18 protein-coding genes and 1 pseudogene are annotated in these 18,354 nt (G+C 61.6%); 18 read left to right on the forward strand and 1 reads right to left on the reverse strand.

All coding sequences use genetic code 11. The annotated features are described in order from the left end of the window. The first annotated feature begins 90 nt into the window (after positions 1-90). Together ABIE53_RS22090 and ABIE53_RS22095 are read left to right on the forward strand one after the other, a co-directional pair. Positions 91-1,395, forward strand: a complete 1,305-nt coding sequence (locus ABIE53_RS22090) for an MFS transporter (protein WP_006047302.1) — start codon at positions 91-93, stop codon at positions 1,393-1,395. Between the two features lie 40 nt (positions 1,396-1,435). After that, positions 1,436-2,404: a PDR/VanB family oxidoreductase gene (locus ABIE53_RS22095; protein WP_114158103.1), complete on the forward strand. Its 969-nt coding sequence runs from the start codon at positions 1,436-1,438 to the stop codon at positions 2,402-2,404. A gap of 18 nt (positions 2,405-2,422) precedes the next feature. Here the strand turns inward: ABIE53_RS22095 and ABIE53_RS22100 are convergent, their stop codons facing one another. Then, on the reverse strand, positions 2,423-3,343 hold the full coding sequence (locus ABIE53_RS22100; protein WP_192699584.1) for a LysR family transcriptional regulator: 921 nt from the start codon (positions 3,341-3,343) through the stop codon (positions 2,423-2,425). Positions 3,344-3,498: 155 nt separating this feature from the next. Between ABIE53_RS22100 and ABIE53_RS22105 the strand changes: the two genes are divergently transcribed. The 16 genes and pseudogenes from ABIE53_RS22105 (at position 3,499) to ABIE53_RS22180 (ending at position 18,320) form a co-directional block, all read left to right on the forward strand. Further along, positions 3,499-4,782 carry an aromatic ring-hydroxylating oxygenase subunit alpha gene (locus tag ABIE53_RS22105; protein WP_029967125.1) on the forward strand — a complete coding sequence of 428 codons (1,284 nt, stop codon included), beginning with the start codon at positions 3,499-3,501 and terminating at the stop codon, positions 4,780-4,782. Then, positions 4,779-5,279: an aromatic-ring-hydroxylating dioxygenase subunit beta gene (locus ABIE53_RS22110; RefSeq protein WP_029967127.1), complete on the forward strand. Its 501-nt coding sequence runs from the start codon at positions 4,779-4,781 to the stop codon at positions 5,277-5,279. The genes ABIE53_RS22105 and ABIE53_RS22110 overlap by 4 nt, the downstream gene beginning before the upstream one ends. 54 nt (positions 5,280-5,333) lie before the next feature. Further along, the gene (locus ABIE53_RS22115; RefSeq protein ID WP_192699583.1) at positions 5,334-5,708 is read left to right on the forward strand and encodes a tautomerase family protein; all 375 of its coding nucleotides are present in this window, start codon (positions 5,334-5,336) and stop codon (positions 5,706-5,708) included. A gap of 53 nt (positions 5,709-5,761) precedes the next feature. Beyond that, complete coding sequence (locus ABIE53_RS22120) at positions 5,762-6,142, forward strand: hypothetical protein (protein ID WP_192699902.1); 381 nt, start codon at positions 5,762-5,764, stop codon at positions 6,140-6,142. A 4-nt stretch (positions 6,143-6,146) separates the two neighbouring features. Further along, positions 6,147-6,662: a nuclear transport factor 2 family protein gene (locus ABIE53_RS22125; RefSeq protein ID WP_192699582.1), complete on the forward strand. Its 516-nt coding sequence runs from the start codon at positions 6,147-6,149 to the stop codon at positions 6,660-6,662. Beyond that, entirely contained in the window at positions 6,659-7,795 is a 1,137-nt protein-coding gene (locus ABIE53_RS22130) for an amidase (protein WP_192699581.1), read from the forward strand. Before ABIE53_RS22125 ends, ABIE53_RS22130 begins: the two co-directional genes overlap by 4 nt. A gap of 32 nt (positions 7,796-7,827) precedes the next feature. After that, the gene (locus tag ABIE53_RS22135) at positions 7,828-8,571 is read left to right on the forward strand and encodes an SDR family NAD(P)-dependent oxidoreductase (RefSeq protein ID WP_192699580.1); all 744 of its coding nucleotides are present in this window, start codon (positions 7,828-7,830) and stop codon (positions 8,569-8,571) included. Positions 8,572-8,689: 118 nt separating this feature from the next. Next, positions 8,690-11,062, forward strand: a complete 2,373-nt coding sequence (locus ABIE53_RS22140) for a bifunctional salicylyl-CoA 5-hydroxylase/oxidoreductase (RefSeq protein ID WP_192699579.1) — start codon at positions 8,690-8,692, stop codon at positions 11,060-11,062. Next, entirely contained in the window at positions 11,059-11,832 is a 774-nt protein-coding gene (locus ABIE53_RS22145) for an SDR family NAD(P)-dependent oxidoreductase (protein ID WP_192699578.1), read from the forward strand. The genes ABIE53_RS22140 and ABIE53_RS22145 overlap by 4 nt, the downstream gene beginning before the upstream one ends. After that, the gene (locus ABIE53_RS22150; RefSeq protein ID WP_192699577.1) at positions 11,829-12,401 is read left to right on the forward strand and encodes a MarR family winged helix-turn-helix transcriptional regulator; all 573 of its coding nucleotides are present in this window, start codon (positions 11,829-11,831) and stop codon (positions 12,399-12,401) included. Before ABIE53_RS22145 ends, ABIE53_RS22150 begins: the two co-directional genes overlap by 4 nt. Before the next feature lie 31 nt (positions 12,402-12,432). Then, a complete protein-coding gene (locus ABIE53_RS22155) occupies positions 12,433-13,284 on the forward strand; it encodes an enoyl-CoA hydratase family protein (RefSeq protein ID WP_192699576.1) in 852 nt (283 codons plus the stop codon). A gap of 1 nt (position 13,285) precedes the next feature. Beyond that, entirely contained in the window at positions 13,286-14,518 is a 1,233-nt protein-coding gene (locus tag ABIE53_RS22160; protein ID WP_192699575.1) for an acyl-CoA dehydrogenase family protein, read from the forward strand. Further along, entirely contained in the window at positions 14,515-14,958 is a 444-nt protein-coding gene (locus tag ABIE53_RS22165) for an acyl-CoA thioesterase (RefSeq protein WP_192699574.1), read from the forward strand. Before ABIE53_RS22160 ends, ABIE53_RS22165 begins: the two co-directional genes overlap by 4 nt. Continuing rightward, positions 14,955-15,350, forward strand: coding sequence for a RidA family protein (locus ABIE53_RS22170; protein WP_107707047.1), 396 nt, complete (start codon positions 14,955-14,957; stop codon positions 15,348-15,350). The genes ABIE53_RS22165 and ABIE53_RS22170 overlap by 4 nt, the downstream gene beginning before the upstream one ends. A gap of 61 nt (positions 15,351-15,411) precedes the next feature. Next, a pseudogene (locus ABIE53_RS22175) lies at positions 15,412-17,053 on the forward strand (AMP-binding protein). Positions 17,054-17,096: 43 nt separating this feature from the next. Beyond that, positions 17,097-18,320, forward strand: a complete 1,224-nt coding sequence (locus ABIE53_RS22180; protein WP_192699572.1) for a dienelactone hydrolase family protein — start codon at positions 17,097-17,099, stop codon at positions 18,318-18,320. Positions 18,321-18,354 lie beyond the last annotated feature (34 nt).

Consider the following 18,354-nt stretch of genomic DNA (forward strand, 5'->3'; position numbering starts at 1 on the left):
GCCGATTTGACGCAGTTATCCGGCGCTTTGAAACTGTCCGCTATGCGAAGCCCGAGAGGCGCGCGCCACCTACCTACCCAGCGAGCAGACATGTCCACGGTTCAATCCTCCTCGGCAGCCGAACGTATTCCAGCGACGCCGGATCGCGCACTCAGACGTATCGTCGTCGCGTCCGTCGCGGGCAATGCAATGGAGTGGTATGACTTTTTCGTCTACGGCACGGCCGCGGCGCTCGTGTTCGGGCAACTGTTCTTTCCGGCCAACGCGGACCCGCTGGTCGGAACGCTCGGCGCTTTCGCGGCGTTTGCGATGGGCTTTGTCGCGCGGCCGCTAGGCGGCGTCGTGTTCGGACATATCGGCGACCGCTACGGACGTCGCGCGTCGCTGGTCTGGACGCTGCTCATCATGGGCGTCGCGACGTTCGGAATCGGCCTGTTGCCGACCTACGATCACGTCGGCCTGTGGGCGCCCGCCGCGCTGGTCGGCCTGCGTCTGCTGCAAGGCATTGCCTCCGGCGGCGAGTGGGGCGGCGGCGTGCTGATGATCAGCGAAAGCGCACCGCCCGAAAAACGCGGCTACTACGCGGCGTGGAGCCAACTGGGCGTGGGCGGCGGCTTCGTACTTTCGTCGGCGGCATTTCTCGGCGCTCAAGCGTTGCCGCACGATCAGTTCATTTCGTGGGGCTGGCGTCTGCCGTTCCTCGCGAGCATCGCCATCTTCGCGATTGGTGTCTACATCCGCCACAACCTGCCGGAGAGCCACGATTTCGAGGAAGCGAACAAGGCCGGCAAGACCGCGCACATGCCGGTGATCGAGGTCATCAAGCGTCACCCGAAAGAGATTCTCATGGCGATGGGCCTGCGCGTCGCGGAGAACGGCGGTGCTTATATTTTTCTCGCGTTCTCATTGGTCTACGGAAAGTTTGCCGGTATCTCCAACTCGATCATGCTCACCGGTGTGATGCTCGCGATGATCATCGAGATGTTTGCAATGCTTCTGTGGGGCAAGCTCTCCGACCGCATTGGACGCAAGCCCGTCTACATGATCGGCGCGGTGTCGCTCGTGGTCATGGCGTTCCCGTTCTTCTGGCTGCTCGACACGCATTCGACACCGCTGATCTGGCTCGCGCTGGTGCTCGGAACGGCCGTCTGCCACGGCGCGATGATCGGCACGCTGCCCGCGCTGGTCGGCGAATTGTTCAGCACGGAAGTGCGCTATTCAGGCGTTGCACTCGGACATGAGGTCGCGTCGATCTTCGCGGGCGGCCTGTCGCCGCTCATCGCGACGGCGCTGCTCGTGCGGTATCACGCTTACTGGCCCGTCGCGTTATTCCTCATCGGTCTGGGTCTCGTTACCGTCGTGACGCTCAGGTTCACGCATGAGACGCGGCGCTAACCACGACTCATCGTTTTTGAAATTGTCATCGGAAAGCATCATGCAAGCTCAAGCCCTCAAGGTCCGCGTCGACGCCCTGTCTGAAGAAGCGCACGGCGTGCGCTCGTTCAAAATCTCGCGCCTCGACGGCATGGACTTCGAACGCTTCGAACCGGGCGCGCATATCGACGTCACGAGTCCCTCGGGAATCACGCGGCAATATTCGTTATGCGGCGATCCCGAATGCGTATCGTCCCAGGTTTTCGCGGTTAAAAAAGAAGAGCAGTCGCGCGGCGGATCGCGCTCGCTGCATGAGGAAGTGAGTATCGGCACAGAACTGCAAGTCGGTGCGCCGCGCAATCTGTTCCAACTGAACGACGGCGCCAGCGAGCATATCCTGATCGGCGCGGGCATCGGCATTACGCCGTTGCTCTCGATGGCCTATCGCCTCGCTGCACGCGGCGCGCGCTTCACGCTGCACTACTTCGCGCGTAGCGAGGCACATGCCGCCTTCATGACGCTGCTCACGCGCGCGCCGTTCGACTCCCATGTGAGATTGCACTTCGGTGTGCGGCGCGATGCGCTTGCCGCTGAACTCGACATCTGCGTGAGCGAAGCGGGCGCCGACGCGCATGTCTACACATGCGGTCCCGCGCCGTTCATGGACCTCGTGGTCGACACCGCGCAAAAGCGCTTGCCCGCCGATGCCATTCATCTCGAACGGTTCAAGGCCGAGCCCGCAAACGAAACGGGAACCTCGCTCGCGAGCTTCCAGGTACAACTGGCGAGCACGGGTCAGACCGTGAAGGTGGACGAAAAAACATCCATCGTCGATGCCCTCGCGACGATCGGCATTGAAGTAGACACATCATGCGGCGAGGGCGTGTGCGGCACTTGCATGGTCGACGTAATAAGCGGCGAACCGGAGCATCGAGATCATTGCCTGAGCAAGGCGGAACGCGCGAGCAACAGCGTGATCTGCTGCTGTGTATCGCGCTCGCGTACGCCGGTGCTGGTGCTCGACCTGTAGCTCTGCGACCTGTACTTCTCACATCTTCGTGAAGCCGGCGAGGATGTCGGTGATGAGACCTCGCATCCAGACAATGCCTTCGTCGTCGTTGAAATGCTCGTGCCAGTGCATTGTGACGGCCGCTTTCGGCACATGCACCGGCAACGCGTAAATACGGAAAGCGTCGCCGCGATTCAGGATATGCGCGAGCCGCTCCGGCAACGTCGCCAGCAAACCCGTTGCAGCGAGCACGCCAGGCACCGCCACGAAATGCGGCAGCACGAGCGCGACATTGCGCCCGACGCCTTGCGAACGAAGCGCATCGTCGAGCGCATGATGACTGTGCTCGAGCGAATTGATCTGCACATGCGATGCGGTCAGGAACTGCTCGAGCTTCAACTCATTTCCGCGCGGCAAATCCGGCCGGTTGCGCGTCATGCAGACATACGATTCCTCGAACAGCAACCCATGCTTCGTGCGCGGCAACAACAGCGGCAGATTGCCAATCGCGAAGTCGAGGCGGCTGGAACGCAACGCCTCTTCCATCTCTTCCACGCGCATCGGCTCGACCACCAGCTTGACGCGCGGCGCGGCTTTCTGGAGCGCGGCACATAGCGCCGGAAGATAGGCCATTTCGCCTGCATCCGATAGCGACAGACGAAACGTGCGCGTGCTCGTCGCCGGATCGAAACGCTCGGCGTATCGCAGCGCCTGCCGCACGGTATCCAGCGCACGTCCCACGATGTCCGCGAGTTCCAGCGCAACGGGCGTCGGTTGCATCCCGGCTCTCGTGCGAATGAAAAGCGGGTCGTCGAAAAGCGTGCGCAGTCGTCCGAGCGAGTAGCTGACTGCGGGCTGCGACAGCGCAAGCCGCTCGCCTGCTTTCGTCAGACTGCGTTCCTCCACGATGGCCTGGAACACGCGCAGCAGATTCAAATCGATGTGGTCGATGGAGGTCATGGGGACTCGCGTTAAATCGGCCGCGTTTATCGGGCGACCTGTTTTTAATCGATTTGACGCATGATCTTCGCAAAGCGAGACTGATGTCAACGAGACGATGCGCTCACGTCGCAGTGCCTCTCCCTTCTCAGCCACTCAACCTCCCCACGATCACGATGAGTACGCCGACCTATCAAACCATCGACACCAGCGCGCTCGCGAAGCGCGCGGAAGCCGACCGCATCGCGCCTTCGCTTTACTACGATCCGCAACTGTTCGAAGAAGAACTTGAGCGCATTTTCTACAAGACGTGGGTGTGGGTCGCGCATGACAGCGAGTTGCCAAAGCCAGGCGACTTCGTGACGACGACGATCGGCCGGCAGCCGGTCATCGTCGTACGCGACAAGACGGGCGCGGTGAACGTGCTGCAGAACCGTTGCCGTCATCGCGGCGCGACCGTCTGCGAAGAGCACAAGGGCAATGCAAAAGGCTTTACGTGCCCGTATCACAGCTGGTCGTATGCGCTCGACGGCACACTGCGCGCACTGCCCTATGGCGACGGCTACGAAGGCGTTTGCGAGAAAGGCGATCTGCCGCTCAAGAAGCTGCGCGTCGGCGTGTACCAGGGTTTGATTTTCGCGAGCTTCAACGAAAACATCGAATCGCTGGAAGACTTCCTCGGCGGTGCAAAACCGTGGATCGACCTTTTCATGAAGCAAGGCGCCGGCTATCCGATCAAGGCCAACGGCGAGCACAAGTTCAAGTTCAAGGGCAACTGGAAGATTCAGCTCGAGAACACGACCGACCTGTATCACTTCCCCGTCGTGCACAAGTCGTGGATGAAGTCGATCGACGACGAAACCGCCGCCGCCATCACCAGCTTCATGACGAGCGAAGACGCGTTTTGCCGCTCGCTCGGCAATGGCCATAGCCTCGCGGTGCTGGTGCCCGAGATCGTCGATCTGGATAAGGACGACGGCGCGCCGTTGCCCGAGCGCTTTAACGAACTCGCCGCGCAACTCGCGCACAAGCACACGCCCGAAGAAGTGCGCCGCATTGTGCGATCGCTGATGGGCGTCGGCTTCAATCTGAATCTGTTCCCGAACCTCGCGTTGTCGATGGCTTTCTTCCGCGTGCTGCGCCCGATCTCCGCGGAAGAAACGGAGATTCGTCACGTCGCGCTCGCGATGGACGGCGGCCCCGAAGAAGCGAACCGCGTGCGGCTTCGCATACACGAGCACTTCCAGGGCCCGTTTGGCTTCGGCAGTCCCGACGACGCGGAAGCATGGGAACGCGTGCAGCGCGGCTCGTACGCGGGCCCCGACGTACCGATTCTCGTGAACCGTGGCCTCAACCGCGAAACGACCGCGCCGAACGGTGAAAAAACCGCGCACGCAACCGACGAAACCGGCATGCGCGAAGCGTACCGCCAATGGCGCGCAATGATGGAGCAAGCATGATGGACGAGCGCAACGCACTTTTCTCGCACCAGACCTTTGCACGCGCGATCGAGTTTATCTGGCGCGAAGCCGAGCTTCTCGATCGGCGCGACTATCACGCGTGGTTGCAGATGTGGGATCCGAAAGGCGTTTATGTCGTGCCGATCGATCCCGATACGACCGACTACGCATCCACGCTCAACTATGCATTCGACGATCAGCACATGCGCGAATTGCGTGTGCAACGCATGACGTCGGGCTACTCGGCATCCGCATCCGATGCCGCGCGAACGGTGCGCACGGTGTCGCGCTTCACGCGGTCGTCGGAGAGCGCGGACCTCGTTGAAGTGAAGTCTTCGCAGATCATCATCGCGTACAAGCGTGGCGTGTCGACGATCTTCGCGGCCGATCTCACGCACAAGATCAGCATGGCCGACGGCGAGCCGCGTCTCGTCGAGAAAGTCATCCGCCTGATCAATTCGACGGAAGCGCTGAACGCGATCGGCTTCCTGCTTTGATGTTCAATCGCGCATCGGCACATGCATGCGCCGATGCGCTTTCGCCTTTTCATCATGCCGACACTCGAAGTTTATTTGCCGCAAGGTCACAGCGACGACCGCAAGGCATCGCTCGTTCATGGCCTCACGCAGGCTACCGTCGATGCCATCGGCGCGCCCGCCGAATCGGTGCGGATTCTATTGTCGGAGTTGCCGCTGTCCAATATCGGGCTGGGCGGCAAGCTCACGCCAGCCGCGTTGCCGGTGATCGTCGGGATACTGATCGCGGGCCGCACCGACGCGCAGAAGGAAGCGCTGATCGCACAGCTTTGCGAAACGAGCGCCGCCGTGCTTGACGTGCCGTTGCAGTCCACGCGCGTGATGATCAAGGACATTCCGAATACGGATTTTGGTCTTGGCGGTAAAACCGCTCGCGCTTTGGGCCGATAGCGACGCGATGCGTGCGCGCGGCTCACCAACCCGCTGTCACTCCAAAGAACATGATGACCGACACTCGAGAACTACCGTTGCGCGTGCTGTTTTGCTGCGGCGTCACACAGAATTTTTTCGACCTGCCGCGCGACGAGATCGGTGAAGTATGGCAAGCCTACAGCACCATGCTCGCCGCGATTGAAGCAATGGAAAATGTACGCGTGCTCGGCGTGATGGACGACGACAGGCTGGTCGTCGGCAACGCTGACGGCGCGCCGTGGACCTTCTACATCATGGCCGATGTTGCCGACTTCGACACCGCCGTTGCGGTCTGCAATCTGTATCGCACGACGCCTGTCGGCCGATACAACCTCTGGCGCTACGGCAAGATCGAAGCGCGTGTAGGCCGACCACTGACCGCGCCGCCTGTCTCCGCCAACAAAGATATATGACGCGATGATCGACATCACTCTCGAACGACTGCAGGCGCGCCTGCACGCACTCGAAGCGCAAAACGCCGTGCGCAACACCATCGCTCGGTACATGGCACTCTGCGATGTACCGGCGCGCGCACTCGAACACGAATCGCTCGCGGCGCTATTCACCTATGACGCCGTGTGGGAAGGCATCGGCCCGCAGTACGCGAACAAGTTCGGCCGCTTGCAGGGACCGGCGGACATCGTCGCGATGTTGCAACGCTATCTGCCGCCCACGCCGCACTTCGCGACCAACGTTCATTTTCTGACGAGCGAGCATATCGAAGTAGACGGCGATACAGCCAAAGGCCGCTGGGTCATGTTGCAGGCTTCCGGCTATGTCGGTGCCAACGCCGAGCTCATCTCGGCACGCCTCGAAGTGGATTTCACGCCGTCGCCGCGCGACAACGATAACTGGCTGATTCGCCACTTCCGCACCGAGCGTCTGTTCAGTGCGCCCTGGCACGTCAACCCCGTTCAAGGAGCGTGCGCATGAGCGCTTTCCTGCAACAGTTCGATCTCATCGCGCAACCGCGCGCGAATGCGCCCACGATCGCGATCAAGGACAGCATCGACATTGCCGGCTACCGAACGACCGCTGCAAGCCGCGCGCTCGCCGATACGCCGCCCGCCTCGCGTCACGCGGAAGTTGTGCAGCGCCTGCTCGATGCAGGCTGGCGCATCACGGGCAAGACCAACATGCACGAGCTGGCGTTCGGCATGACCGGCATTAACGACTTCAGCGGCACGCCGCGCAATCCGCAAGACGCGGCGCGCATTCCGGGCGGCTCGTCGAGCGGCTCCGCGTCGGCTGTTGGACTCGGGCTCGTCGATGCCGCGCTCGGAACGGATACGGGCGGCTCGGTGCGCGGTCCTGCTGCATGCTGTGGCGTGATCGGATTCAAGCCGACGTTCGGGCGCGTGTCGCGAGAAGGCGTGTCGCCGCGGGTTACCACGCTCGACTGCGTCGGTCCCTTCGCTCGCGACATGAAGACGATTATCGACGTGATGCTCGCCATCGACCCATCGTTTGAAGTCGACCGTGCGCGCCGTGACGCAAGAACCGCGCGTATCGCCATGCTCGATGTCGAAGCCGATGGCGAAATCAGTCGCGCCATCGCGGCCGCCGTGACACGCAGCGAACTTGGCTCGCATGACGTGCGGCTGCCATCCATGCGCGATGCGTTCGCGGCAGGTCTTGCGGTCATCAACGCGGAGACATGGCGCGCGTTCGGTCATCTCGTCGACGGCGGCAAGCTCGGCGCGGACATCGAAGCGCGCCTGCGTGCCGCGGCGAACACCAAAGCGGCTGATCTGGATTCGGCCGAACGTATCCGCCACATCTTCACCGATGAGGTCGACCGCGCGCTCGAGCAAGCCGACGTGCTTATCCTCCCGACAATGCCCGCGCTGCCGATTACGATCGAAGCCGCGCGTGCCGGCACGTCGGTGATCGGCATGTCGTCGCTTATCCGGCCTTTCAATCTCAGCGGACATCCGGCGCTCACGTTGCCGGTTCCGATCGTCGGGTCGTCGCTTAAAGCGGGATTGCAGGTCGTGGGTCGCACGGGCGAAGATGAAACGGTGTGCGCGGTTGCGGCACATATCGAAGCCATGTTGATGCGCTGAGCGCGTCGAACGCACATTCAGGAACCGCGCTTATGTCCAATAGAGTCGTACTCGTTACAGGCGCTGCGAGAGGATTGGGCGCAGCGGTCGCGCGCCGCTTCAATGATGCCGGGTATCGGGTCGCGTTAGGCGACATTGCCGTCGACGCCGCTCAAGCGCTCGCGCGCGAACTGAGCAGCGATGGATCGCGTGCGTTTGCGATCAGGCTCGACGTCACATCGAAGGCGGACTTTGAGGCCGCACGCGATGCGATGCTCGAGCGCTGGGGCGCGATCGATGCGCTCGTGAACAACGCGGGCGCATCGAAAATCGTTCCGGTCATGGACATTACGGCCGAGCAGTTCGATCAGGTCATCGACGTGAATCTGCGCAGCGTGCTGTTCGGCTGCCAGGTTTTCGGACAGCACTTCGCGACAAAGGGCGCAGGGCGCATCGTCAATATCGCTTCGCTCGCGGGACAAAACGGCGGCTCGGCGACCGGCGCGCATTACGCCGCCGCGAAAGGCGGCGCTCTCACGCTCACGAAAGTTTTCGCGCGCGATCTCGGCCCGCTTGGGGTGACTGTCAATGCTATCTCGCCGGGTCCGCTCGATCTGGCCATCGTTCATGAAACCGTACCGGCAGAGAAGCTGGAGAAGATCATCGCAGGCATTCCGGTGGGGCGCCTCGGCTCTGCAACTCATATCGCGGACGTCGCCGTGTTGCTCGCATCGCCAGATGCCTATTTCACCAACGGTGCTTGCTGGGACATCAACGGCGGGCTTTTCATGCGTTAAGCGTTGAGCGTTAAGTGGATCATGGGCTGGCCGCCTGGTCTCGCAACGTCTTTTACTTGACATCTAAACTATCTAGACCTAAATTAACCCCACAGCAAAGTCCACAGTGGGGAACAGCATGCGCATCGTCTGTATCGGCGGCGGCCCGGCGGGGTTGTACTTCGCCCTGTTGATGAAGAGCCGCAACCCGGCGCACGATGTCACCGTCGTGGAACGCAACCGTCCATACGACACTTTCGGCTGGGGCGTCGTCTTTTCGGATCAGACGCTCGGCAATCTGCGCGCCGCCGATGCGCCGAGCGCCGACGCAATACTGAACGCGTTCAATCACTGGGACGACATCGAAATCCATTTCGGCGGGCGCAAAGTGCGCTCGTCCGGTCACGGCTTTTGCGGCATCGGCCGTAAACGTCTGCTGAATATCTTGCAGGCGCGTTGCGAGGAATTGGGCGTGAAGCTCGTCTTCGAAACGCAGGTCACTGACGACACCCAGTACGAAGCCGACCTGATCGTCGCGTGCGATGGAGCGAACAGCGCCATTCGTCAGAAGTACGCGTCGGCCTATAAGCCGAACGTAGACATGCGCGATTGCCGCTTCGTGTGGCTCGGCACGCGAAAGCTCTTCGACGCGTTCACCTTCGCATTCGAAAAGACGCAATTCGGCTGGTTTCAGGCACACGCCTATCGTTTCGACGACGAGACATCCACGTTCATTGTCGAAACGCCGGAGCGCGTATGGCGCGCCGCCGGACTCGACGAAATGAGCAAGGAAGAAAGCATCGCATTCTGCGAGAAGCTCTTCGCGAAGTACCTGGACGGCAATCCGCTGCTCTCCAACGCCGCGCATTTGCGCGGCTCATCGCAATGGATTCGCTTTCCGCGCGTGGTCAACGAGGAATGGGTACACTGGCGCGGCAACGCAGACGGCACGCAAACGCCGGTCGTGCTCATGGGCGACGCTGCGCACACCGCGCATTTCTCGATCGGCTCGGGCACCAAGCTCGCACTCGAAGATTCGATCGAACTTGCCAACAGCATCGGCGCGCATCGCGACGATCTGCATGCGGCGTTGGAGCACTACACGCAAGTGCGCAGCGTCGACGTATTGCGCATTCAGAACGCCGCGCGCAATTCGACGGAATGGTTCGAGCACGTCGAACGCTATACATCGTTCGAGCCCGAACAGTTCGCGTACTCGCTGCTCACGCGCTCGCAGCGCATCTCGCACGAGAACCTGCGCGAGCGCGACGCGCGTTATGTGTCCAGTTTCGAAGACTGGCTCGCGCGGCGTTCGGGCTTCGAGCGCGCGCCGCAAAAGCATTCGGTCCCGCCCATGTTCACGCCGTTCACGTTGCGCGGCGTCACGCTGAAAAACCGCGTGGTGGTGTCGCCGATGGCGCAATACTCGGCCGTCGACGGAATTGCCGGCGACTATCACCTGATGCATCTCGGCGCGCGCGCAATGGGCGGCGCCGCGCTCGTCATGACGGAAATGACCTGCGTGTCTCCCGAGGCGCGCATCACGCCCGCCTGCCCCGGCATGTACGCGCCCGAGCATCTCATCGCGTGGAAGCGCATTGTCGATTTCGTGCATCGTCAGTCCGATGCGAAAATCGGCATTCAACTCGGCCACTCGGGCGCAAAAGGCTCCACGCGCGTCGCGTGGGAAGGCATCGATCAGCCGCTCGACGAAGGCAACTGGCCGCTCATTTCCGCATCGCCGCAGCAGTATCTGCGCGGCGTCAGCCAGCATTCGCGCGAGGCCACGCACGACGACCTGCGCGAAATCGAAGCCCAATTTGTGCGCGCGACGCAGATGTCCGCGGAAGCCGGCTTCGACTGGCTCGAATTGCACTGCGCGCACGGCTATTTTCTGTCGAGCTTTCTGTCTCCGCTTACTAACCGTCGCACCGACGAATACGGCGGCTCGCTCGAAAATCGTCTGCGTTATCCGCTGCAAATCTTCAAGGCCATTCGCGCGGTGTGGCCGCAAGACAAGCCCATTTCCGTGCGTATTTCCGCGAACGATTGGGTCGATGGCGGCACGACGCCCGACGACGCCGTGCAGATCGCGCGCGCATTCAAAGCCGCGGGCGCCGACATGATCGACGTGTCGTCGGGCCAGGTGAGCAAGGAAGAAAAGCCCGTCTATGGCCGCATGTTTCAGACGCCGTTCGCCGATCGCGTGCGCAACGAAGCGGGCATCGCGACCATCGCCGTGGGCGCGATTTCGGAAGCGGACCACGTGAACAGCATCATCGCCGCCGGCCGCGCCGATCTGTGCGCGATCGCGCGTCCGCATCTCGCCAATCCATCGTGGACGTTGAATGAGGCCGCAAAGATAGGCTATTTCGACGTAACGTGGCCCAATCAATACATCGCCGCGAAGTCGCAACTCGAACGCAACCTGGAACGTGAACGCGCACAGGCTGTGGCCAATGCGGGTTTGTCGGCGCAAGAGCGCGCACAGCGCGCCGAAGGAACCACGTGAATTCAAACCAATCGTCACTCGCGGGACAACATGCCGTCGTCACGGGCGGCGGCAGCGGTATCGGCGCCGCTATTGCCGAAGCACTGCTGCGCGCCGGCGCGCGCGTCACCTTGATGGGCCGCAATGCGGAGCGGCTCGAAATGCAGCGCGAAAAATGCCACGCATTGGGCGATGTCGCGAGCATCACCGTCGATGTCACGCAAGAAGAGTCCGTCGCGAAGGCTTTCAGTAAAGCGGGCGCGGTGGACATACTGATCAACAACGCGGGTCAGGCCCAGGCCGCGCCGTTCACGCATACCGACATGACGCTATGGCAGCGCATGCTCGACGTGAATCTCACCGGCGTCTTTCTCGGCACGCGCGCGGTGTTGCCGGGCATGCTCGAACGCAAGAGCGGACGCATCGTCAATGTGGCGAGTACGGCGGGGCAAATCGGCTATGCGTATGTGGCCGCGTATTGCGCGGCGAAACACGGCGTGATCGGTCTCACGCGCTCGCTTGCACTCGAAGTCGCGACCAAAGGCATCACCGTGAATGCGGTTTGTCCCGGTTACACCGAAACCGAACTGCTGCATGCGTCGCTCGAGCAAATCACCAGCAAGACTTCGCGCACGGAAGAACAGGCGCGCGAAAGCCTGCTTCGCTCGAATCCGCAGCATCGTTTCGTGAGTCCCGAGCAGGTTGCGAATGCGGTGCTGTGGTTATGTCAGCCTGGTTCGGACGCGATCACGGGGCAGTCCATTTCCATCGCCGGTGGAGAAGTGATGTGAGCAAGTCATCCAACATCAAGAAGATTGCCACCGGCGACGCGAAGCCAGCAGAAGCCAAAGCGCCGCGCAAAGGCGTCGCGAAACCCGCGGAGAACGTCGTGGATCTGGAAATGAGCACTGGCGCCGACAGTCACATGGGCTTGCGTTTGTGGCTGCGCATGCTGACCACGACGAACCTTGTGCAGGCCGAATTGCGCAAGCGTCTGCGTAACGAATTCGACACCACGTTGCCGCGATTCGACTTGATGGCGCAACTCGAGCGTCATCCTGAAGGGTTGAAGATGACCGAACTTTCGCGTCGGCTGATGGTGACGGGCGGCAACGTCACTGGCATTACCGATCAGCTCGAAAAAGAAGGCCTCGTCTCGCGCGATAACGATCCAAACGATCGCCGTTCGATTAGCGTGTGCCTCACGCCTGCGGGCCGCAAAGCGTTCGACAGGATGGCGGCCGCGCATGAGCAATGGGTTGTGGAGCTGTTCGGCGGCTTGAGTCTCGAGGAGAAGTCGCGCACGCATCAGCGGCTTGGTAAGTTGAAGAAGCATCTGCTGGATAGTCTGAAGGACTAAGGCCTCGCGCACCGAAGGAGTAGACACCAACATGTCAAAAGCAAACGCCGACGCGCTATTAGCAGGCAACCGCGTCACACTCGCGAATTACAAAGCGCGGCACTTCGGCTGGTCGGTCGCGAACAAAGTCGCGACCATCACGCTCAATCGCCCCGAGCGCAAAAACCCGCTTACCTTCGAATCGTATGCGGAGTTGCGCGACCTGTTCCGCCAGCTAGCGTATGCGACCGACGTGAAGGCCGTCGTGATCCACGGCGCAGGAGAGAACTTCTGCTCGGGCGGCGACGTGCACGACATCATCGCGCCGCTGATCGACCTGCCGATGCCCGAACTGCTGCTTTTCACGCGCATGACGGGCGACCTCGTCAAAGCGATGCGCCATTGTCCGCAGCCCGTGATTGCCGCCGTCGACGGCGTGTGCGCCGGCGCAGGCGCGATTCTCGCGATGGCGTCCGACATGCGCCTTAGCACCGCGCGCAGCAAGCTCGCCTTCCTGTTTTCGCGCGTCGGTCTCGCGGGTTGCGACATGGGCGCTTGCGCGATCCTGCCGCGCATCATCGGTCAAGGACGCGCCGCCGAACTGCTTTTCACGGGACGCTCGGCGAGCGGCGACGAAGGCTATGCATGGGGTTTCTATAACCGGCTTTGCGAGCCGGCCGCGCTTCTCGACGAAGCGCAGAAGCTCGCCGCCGATCTCGTCGCCGGTCCGACATTCGCACACGGCATCACGAAGAAGATGCTGCACCAGGAATGGAGCATGAGCATTGACGAGGCGATCGAATCCGAAGCGCAGGCACAGGCCATCTGCATGAGCACTCGCGATTTCGAGCGCGCATATCAGGCGTTCGCTGCGAAATCGCGCCCTGTGTTCGAGGGAGATTGACGTGAGCGCCGATAAGCACATCGATTTGCATAGCGCGCTCGCGTGGCCTTTTTTCGAGCCGCGTCATCGTGAACTGGCTGCGGGCATCGAGGCCTGGTGCCGCGAAAATCTATCGCATGCCGAACACACGGCAAACGTCGAGCGCGATGATGTCGATGCGACCTGCCGCCGGCTCGTGCGCGAACTCGGCGCAAGCGGATGGCTTAAGTATGGCGTCGGCGGCGTCGCTTACGGCGGCCACGGCGACACCATCGACACGCGCGCGGTCTGCCTGCTGCGCGAAACGCTGGCCAAACATTCGGGCCTCGCGGATTTCGCACTCGCGATGCAAGGCCTCGGCTCAGGCGCAATCTCGCTCGGCGGCACGCATGAACAGAAAACGCGCTACTTGCCGCGCGTGGCGAACGGCACCGCGATTGCGGCCTTTGCGTTGTCCGAACCCGACGCCGGCTCGGACGTCGCCGCCATGTCGCTGGCTGCGCGCGAAGACGGCGACGCCTACATACTCGACGGCGACAAGACGTGGATTTCGAACGGCGGCATCGCCGATTTCTATGTCGTGTTCGCACGCACCGGCGAAGCGCCGGGCGCGCGCGGCATCAGCGCGTTTATCGTCGACGCGGATACGCCGGGACTCGAAATCGCCGAACGCATTGACGTGATTGCGCCGCATCCGCTCGCGCGTCTGCATTTCGCGGGCGCACGCGTGCCGCGTAGCCAGATGCTCGGCGCGCCTGGTGAAGGCTTCAAACTCGCCATGCGCACGCTCGATATTTTCCGCACGTCGGTTGCGGCCGCGTCGCTCGGATTCGCGCGGCATGCGATGGCCGAAGGACTCGCGCGCGCCGCGTCGCGCAAGATGTTCGGCCAGACGCTCGCCGACTTTCAACTGACGCAAGCGAAGCTCGCGCAGATGGCGTTGACCATCGACAGCAGCGCGCTCCTCGTCTATCGCGCGGCCTGGTTGCGCGATCAGGGCGAAAGCGTGACACGCGAAGCCGCAATGGCGAAGTGGCATGCGAGCGAAGGCGCGCAACAGGTCATCGACGCCGCCGTGCAGCTTCATGGCGGTATGGGCGTGCAAAGCGGCGTGCCGGTCGAAATGCTGTATCGCGAGATTCGCGCGCTGCGCATTTACGAAGGCGCGACGGAGGTGCAGCAATTGATCGTCGGCCGCGATCTGTTGAAGGCGCACGCAGCCGCAAGCGCCGTCGCTGGAGAAAGCGCGAAATGACCGCGCACTTCGAAAGGCCCGTACGTATCCGCTTTTCCCACTGCGATCCTGCGGGCATCGTGTTCTTTCCGCAGTATCTGGTGATGACGAATGCGCTCGTCGAAGACTGGTTCAACGAGGGCTTGCAAATCGACTATGCGCAGATGATCGCCCAGCGCCGCATCGGGTTGCCTATCGTCAAGCTCGACTGCGAGTTCTCGCGGCCGAGCCAGATGGGCGAAACGATCATGTTGACGCTGAGCGTGAGCGCGATCGGCCGACGCTCGATCAGCATCGACATTCTCGGTCATTGCAACGGCGAGGTGCGTTTCCGCGCGAAACAGGTACTCGTGACGACATCGCTTGAAAGCGGCCGCTCGATCGACATTCCCATCGACATCGCCAACGCACTCGCGATGTTTGCTCCCCAGCCCGAATTCAGCGAGGCGCAACGCTCATGAAAAAAGCACTTCTTCCCGCCGGCTGGATCAAGCCACGCGGTTACGCAAACGGCGTCGCGGCAACCGGCACGCAAGTGTTCATTGCAGGCCAGATCGGCTGGGACGAACAGGCGCAGTTTCAGACCGACGACTTCGCCGGCCAGGCGATTCAGGCGCTCAAAAATGTACTCGCCGTGCTGCACGAAGCCGGCGGCAAACCCGAGCATCTCGTGCGAATGACGTGGTACGTCACCGACAAACGCGCGTACCTGGACTCATTGAAGGAAATCGGCCGCGCGTTTCGCGAGTTGATCGGCGACTACGACATCGCGATGAGCGCGGTGCAAGTCGTCGCGTTGATCGAGGACGAAGCCAAGGTCGAGATCGAAGCCACCGCCGTCATTCCGCAGTAAGGACACGCAAGCTCTCGTCAACTGAAGCGCATGGAGCCGGCTCGATACCGGGGAGACCACGATGGAACCGTCAGCACACGTCGATACTTTCGCGCGCGACAATCTTCCGCCGCAGGATCAATGGCCTGTTTTTCTGCTGGACAACCCCGACGTCGCTTATCCGGCGCGTTTCAATTGCGCAACGGAGTTGCTCGATGGCACGATCGAAGCAGGTCACGGCGAGCGTCCGGCTGTTTGGTCGCTGGTGGACGGCGAGCCGCGCGCCACCACGTATAACGAGTTGCTCGCGATGGTGAATCGCAGCGCGCATGTACTCGTCGATGAAATGGGTTTGCACCCTGGCAATCGCATTCTGTTGCGCGGGCCTAATACGTTGCAGATGGCGGTCGCCATGCTTGCGTCGCTGAAGGCCGGGCTTGTTGTCGTGCCGACCATGCCGCTGTTGCGCGCGAAGGAGTTGAAGCAGATCATCGTGAAGGCGCAGGCGAGCGCCGCGCTTTGCGATGCGCGCCTGACCGAAGAACTCGCGCGCTGCACAAATCCACAAGACGAGTTCTATTGCGCGGACTTAAAGCAAACACTGCTGTTTCATGACGACGCAGCCGATTCGCTCGATACGCTCGCCGTCAATAAGCCCGACGACTTTATCGCATGCGATACGGCAGCCGACGACGTCTGTCTGATCGCGTTCACGAGCGGCACGACAGGCGCGCCAAAAGGCTGCATGCATTTTCATCGCGACGTGTTGGCGATGTGCGATCTGTTTCCGCGTCATGTGTTGAGGCCTTCGGCCAGCGATATTTTCTGCGGCACGCCGCCGCTCGCTTTCACATTCGGGCTTGGCGGCTTGCTGTGTTTTCCGCTGCGCGTGGGGGCGTCGACGGTACTGATTGAGAAGCTCACGCCCGAGACGTTGTTGCAGACCGTCGAGCGCTTTCACGCGACCATCATGTTTACCGCGCCGACTTTTTATCGGCAGATGGCGCCGCTCGTCGCGCATCACGACGTGTCGAGCTTGCAGAAAACCGTGTCGGCCGGCGAGGCATTGCCTGATTCGACGAGGCGTTTATGGCACGACGCGACGGGCATCGACATGATCGACGGAATTGGCGGCACCGAGTTGATCCACATTTTCATTTCGGCGCAGGGCCATGAGATACGCCCGCATGCAATTGGCCGCGCAGTGCCGGGCTATGTCGTGCAAGCCGTGGACGACGCGATGCAACCGGTCGCGCCAGGCACCATCGGCAAGCTCGCGGTGCGCGGGCCGACCGGCTGCCGGTATCTCGCCGATGAACGGCAATTGAAATTCGTGCGCGACGGCTGGAATCTGCCGGGCGATTCGGTTTATATCGACGCAGACGGCTACGTGTTCTACCAGGCGCGCGCCGACGACATGATCGTTTCAGCCGGCTATAACATCTCCGGTCCGGAAGTGGAAAGCGTGTTGTTGCAACATGAAGCCGTGGGCCGAATGCGGCGTGATCGGCGTGCCGGACGACACGCGCGGGCAGATCGTGAAGGCGTTCATCGTCGTCAATCCCGGCTATACAGCCGACGACAAACTCGTCGCACAGTTGCAGGAATTCGTGAAGAATACGGTGGCGCCGTATAAGTATCCGCGCGTCGTCGTGTTCGTCAATTCACTGCCGCGCACTGAAACAGGCAAGCTCAAGCGCTTCGAATTGCGTACGATGGCGTAGCCCTCTTCCTCGCAAATCTTACGAGACGTCAGGAGACACACGCATGGCTGGCTCTTTCATCGAAGTTGTCGCCCAGGACGGCGGCCGTTTCAATGCCTACGTTGCGCGTCCGGCGCAAGGCTCGGGACCTGGGCTCGTTCTGCTGCAGGAAATTTTCGGCATCAACGAGACCATGAAGGCGACGGCCGAGCGCTTCGCCGAAGAAGGCTATGTGGTGCTGGTGCCCGATCTGTTCTGGCGCATCAAGCCAGGCATCGAACTCGGTTATGGCGACGCCGACATGAAGCAGGCGCTCGACTATCTGGCGCAATTCAACACCGACCTTGCCGTCGACGATATCGCGGCCACCGTTGCCGCGTTGCGCGCTATGCCCGATCAGGCCGGCAAGGTCGGCGCGGTCGGCTACTGCCTCGGCGGCAAGCTCGCGTTCCTGAGCGCCGCGCGTACCGATGTGGATTGCGCGGTGAGTTACTACGGCGTGGGCCTCGACGCGTATCTGGACGAAGTACCGGCCGTGCGTTGTCCGATGGTGTTTCACTTCCCCGCGAACGATGCGATGTGTCCGCCCGAAACGCGCGAGCGGATCAGCGCTGCATTGCGCACGCGTCCGCAAATCGAGCAGTACGTGTACCCCGGTTGCGATCATGCGTTTGCCGCGCCTACGCGTCCGCAATACGATAAGCCGGCTGCAATGATGGCGTATTCGCGCACGCTTGCGCTGCTGCGCAAAGTACTCGGGCCTGTCTACGATCTCAACGCGTTGTGGGAAGCGCATTGCTATCACGAGTTCGCGACGCGCGACGTGGAAGCGGTCATGCCGACGATGGTCGCCGAGCCTTACGTCAATCACGTGCCGACGATGACGGGCGGTGTCGGTCACGACAATCTCAAGCGCTTTTACACGCATCACTTCGTCAACTCGAATCCGCCCGACACCAAGCTGATTCCGATTTCGCGGACTATCGGCGCGGATCGTATCGTCGATGAATTCATTTTCAGTTGCACGCATAGCTGCGAAATCGACTGGCTATTGCCGGGTGTTGCGCCGACGGGAAAGTACTTTGAAGTGCCGATGCTGGCTGTGGTGTGCTTCCGCGGCGACAAGCTTTATAACGAGCATATCTACTGGGATCAGGCGAGTGTGCTGGTGCAGGTGGGTTTGCTCAATCCCGAGGGATTGCCGGTGGCGGGGATTGAAAGCGCGCGTAAGTTGCTCGATGAGAGCTTGCCTTCTAATGAGTTGATGGGAGCGAAGTCGCGCGTGTGACTCTTTGTTTCGTGCAAGGGTGCGGCTAGAGGCC

This window comes from Paraburkholderia sp. OAS925 (assembly GCF_040543975.1).
Taxonomy (GTDB): domain Bacteria; phylum Pseudomonadota; class Gammaproteobacteria; order Burkholderiales; family Burkholderiaceae; genus Paraburkholderia; species Paraburkholderia graminis.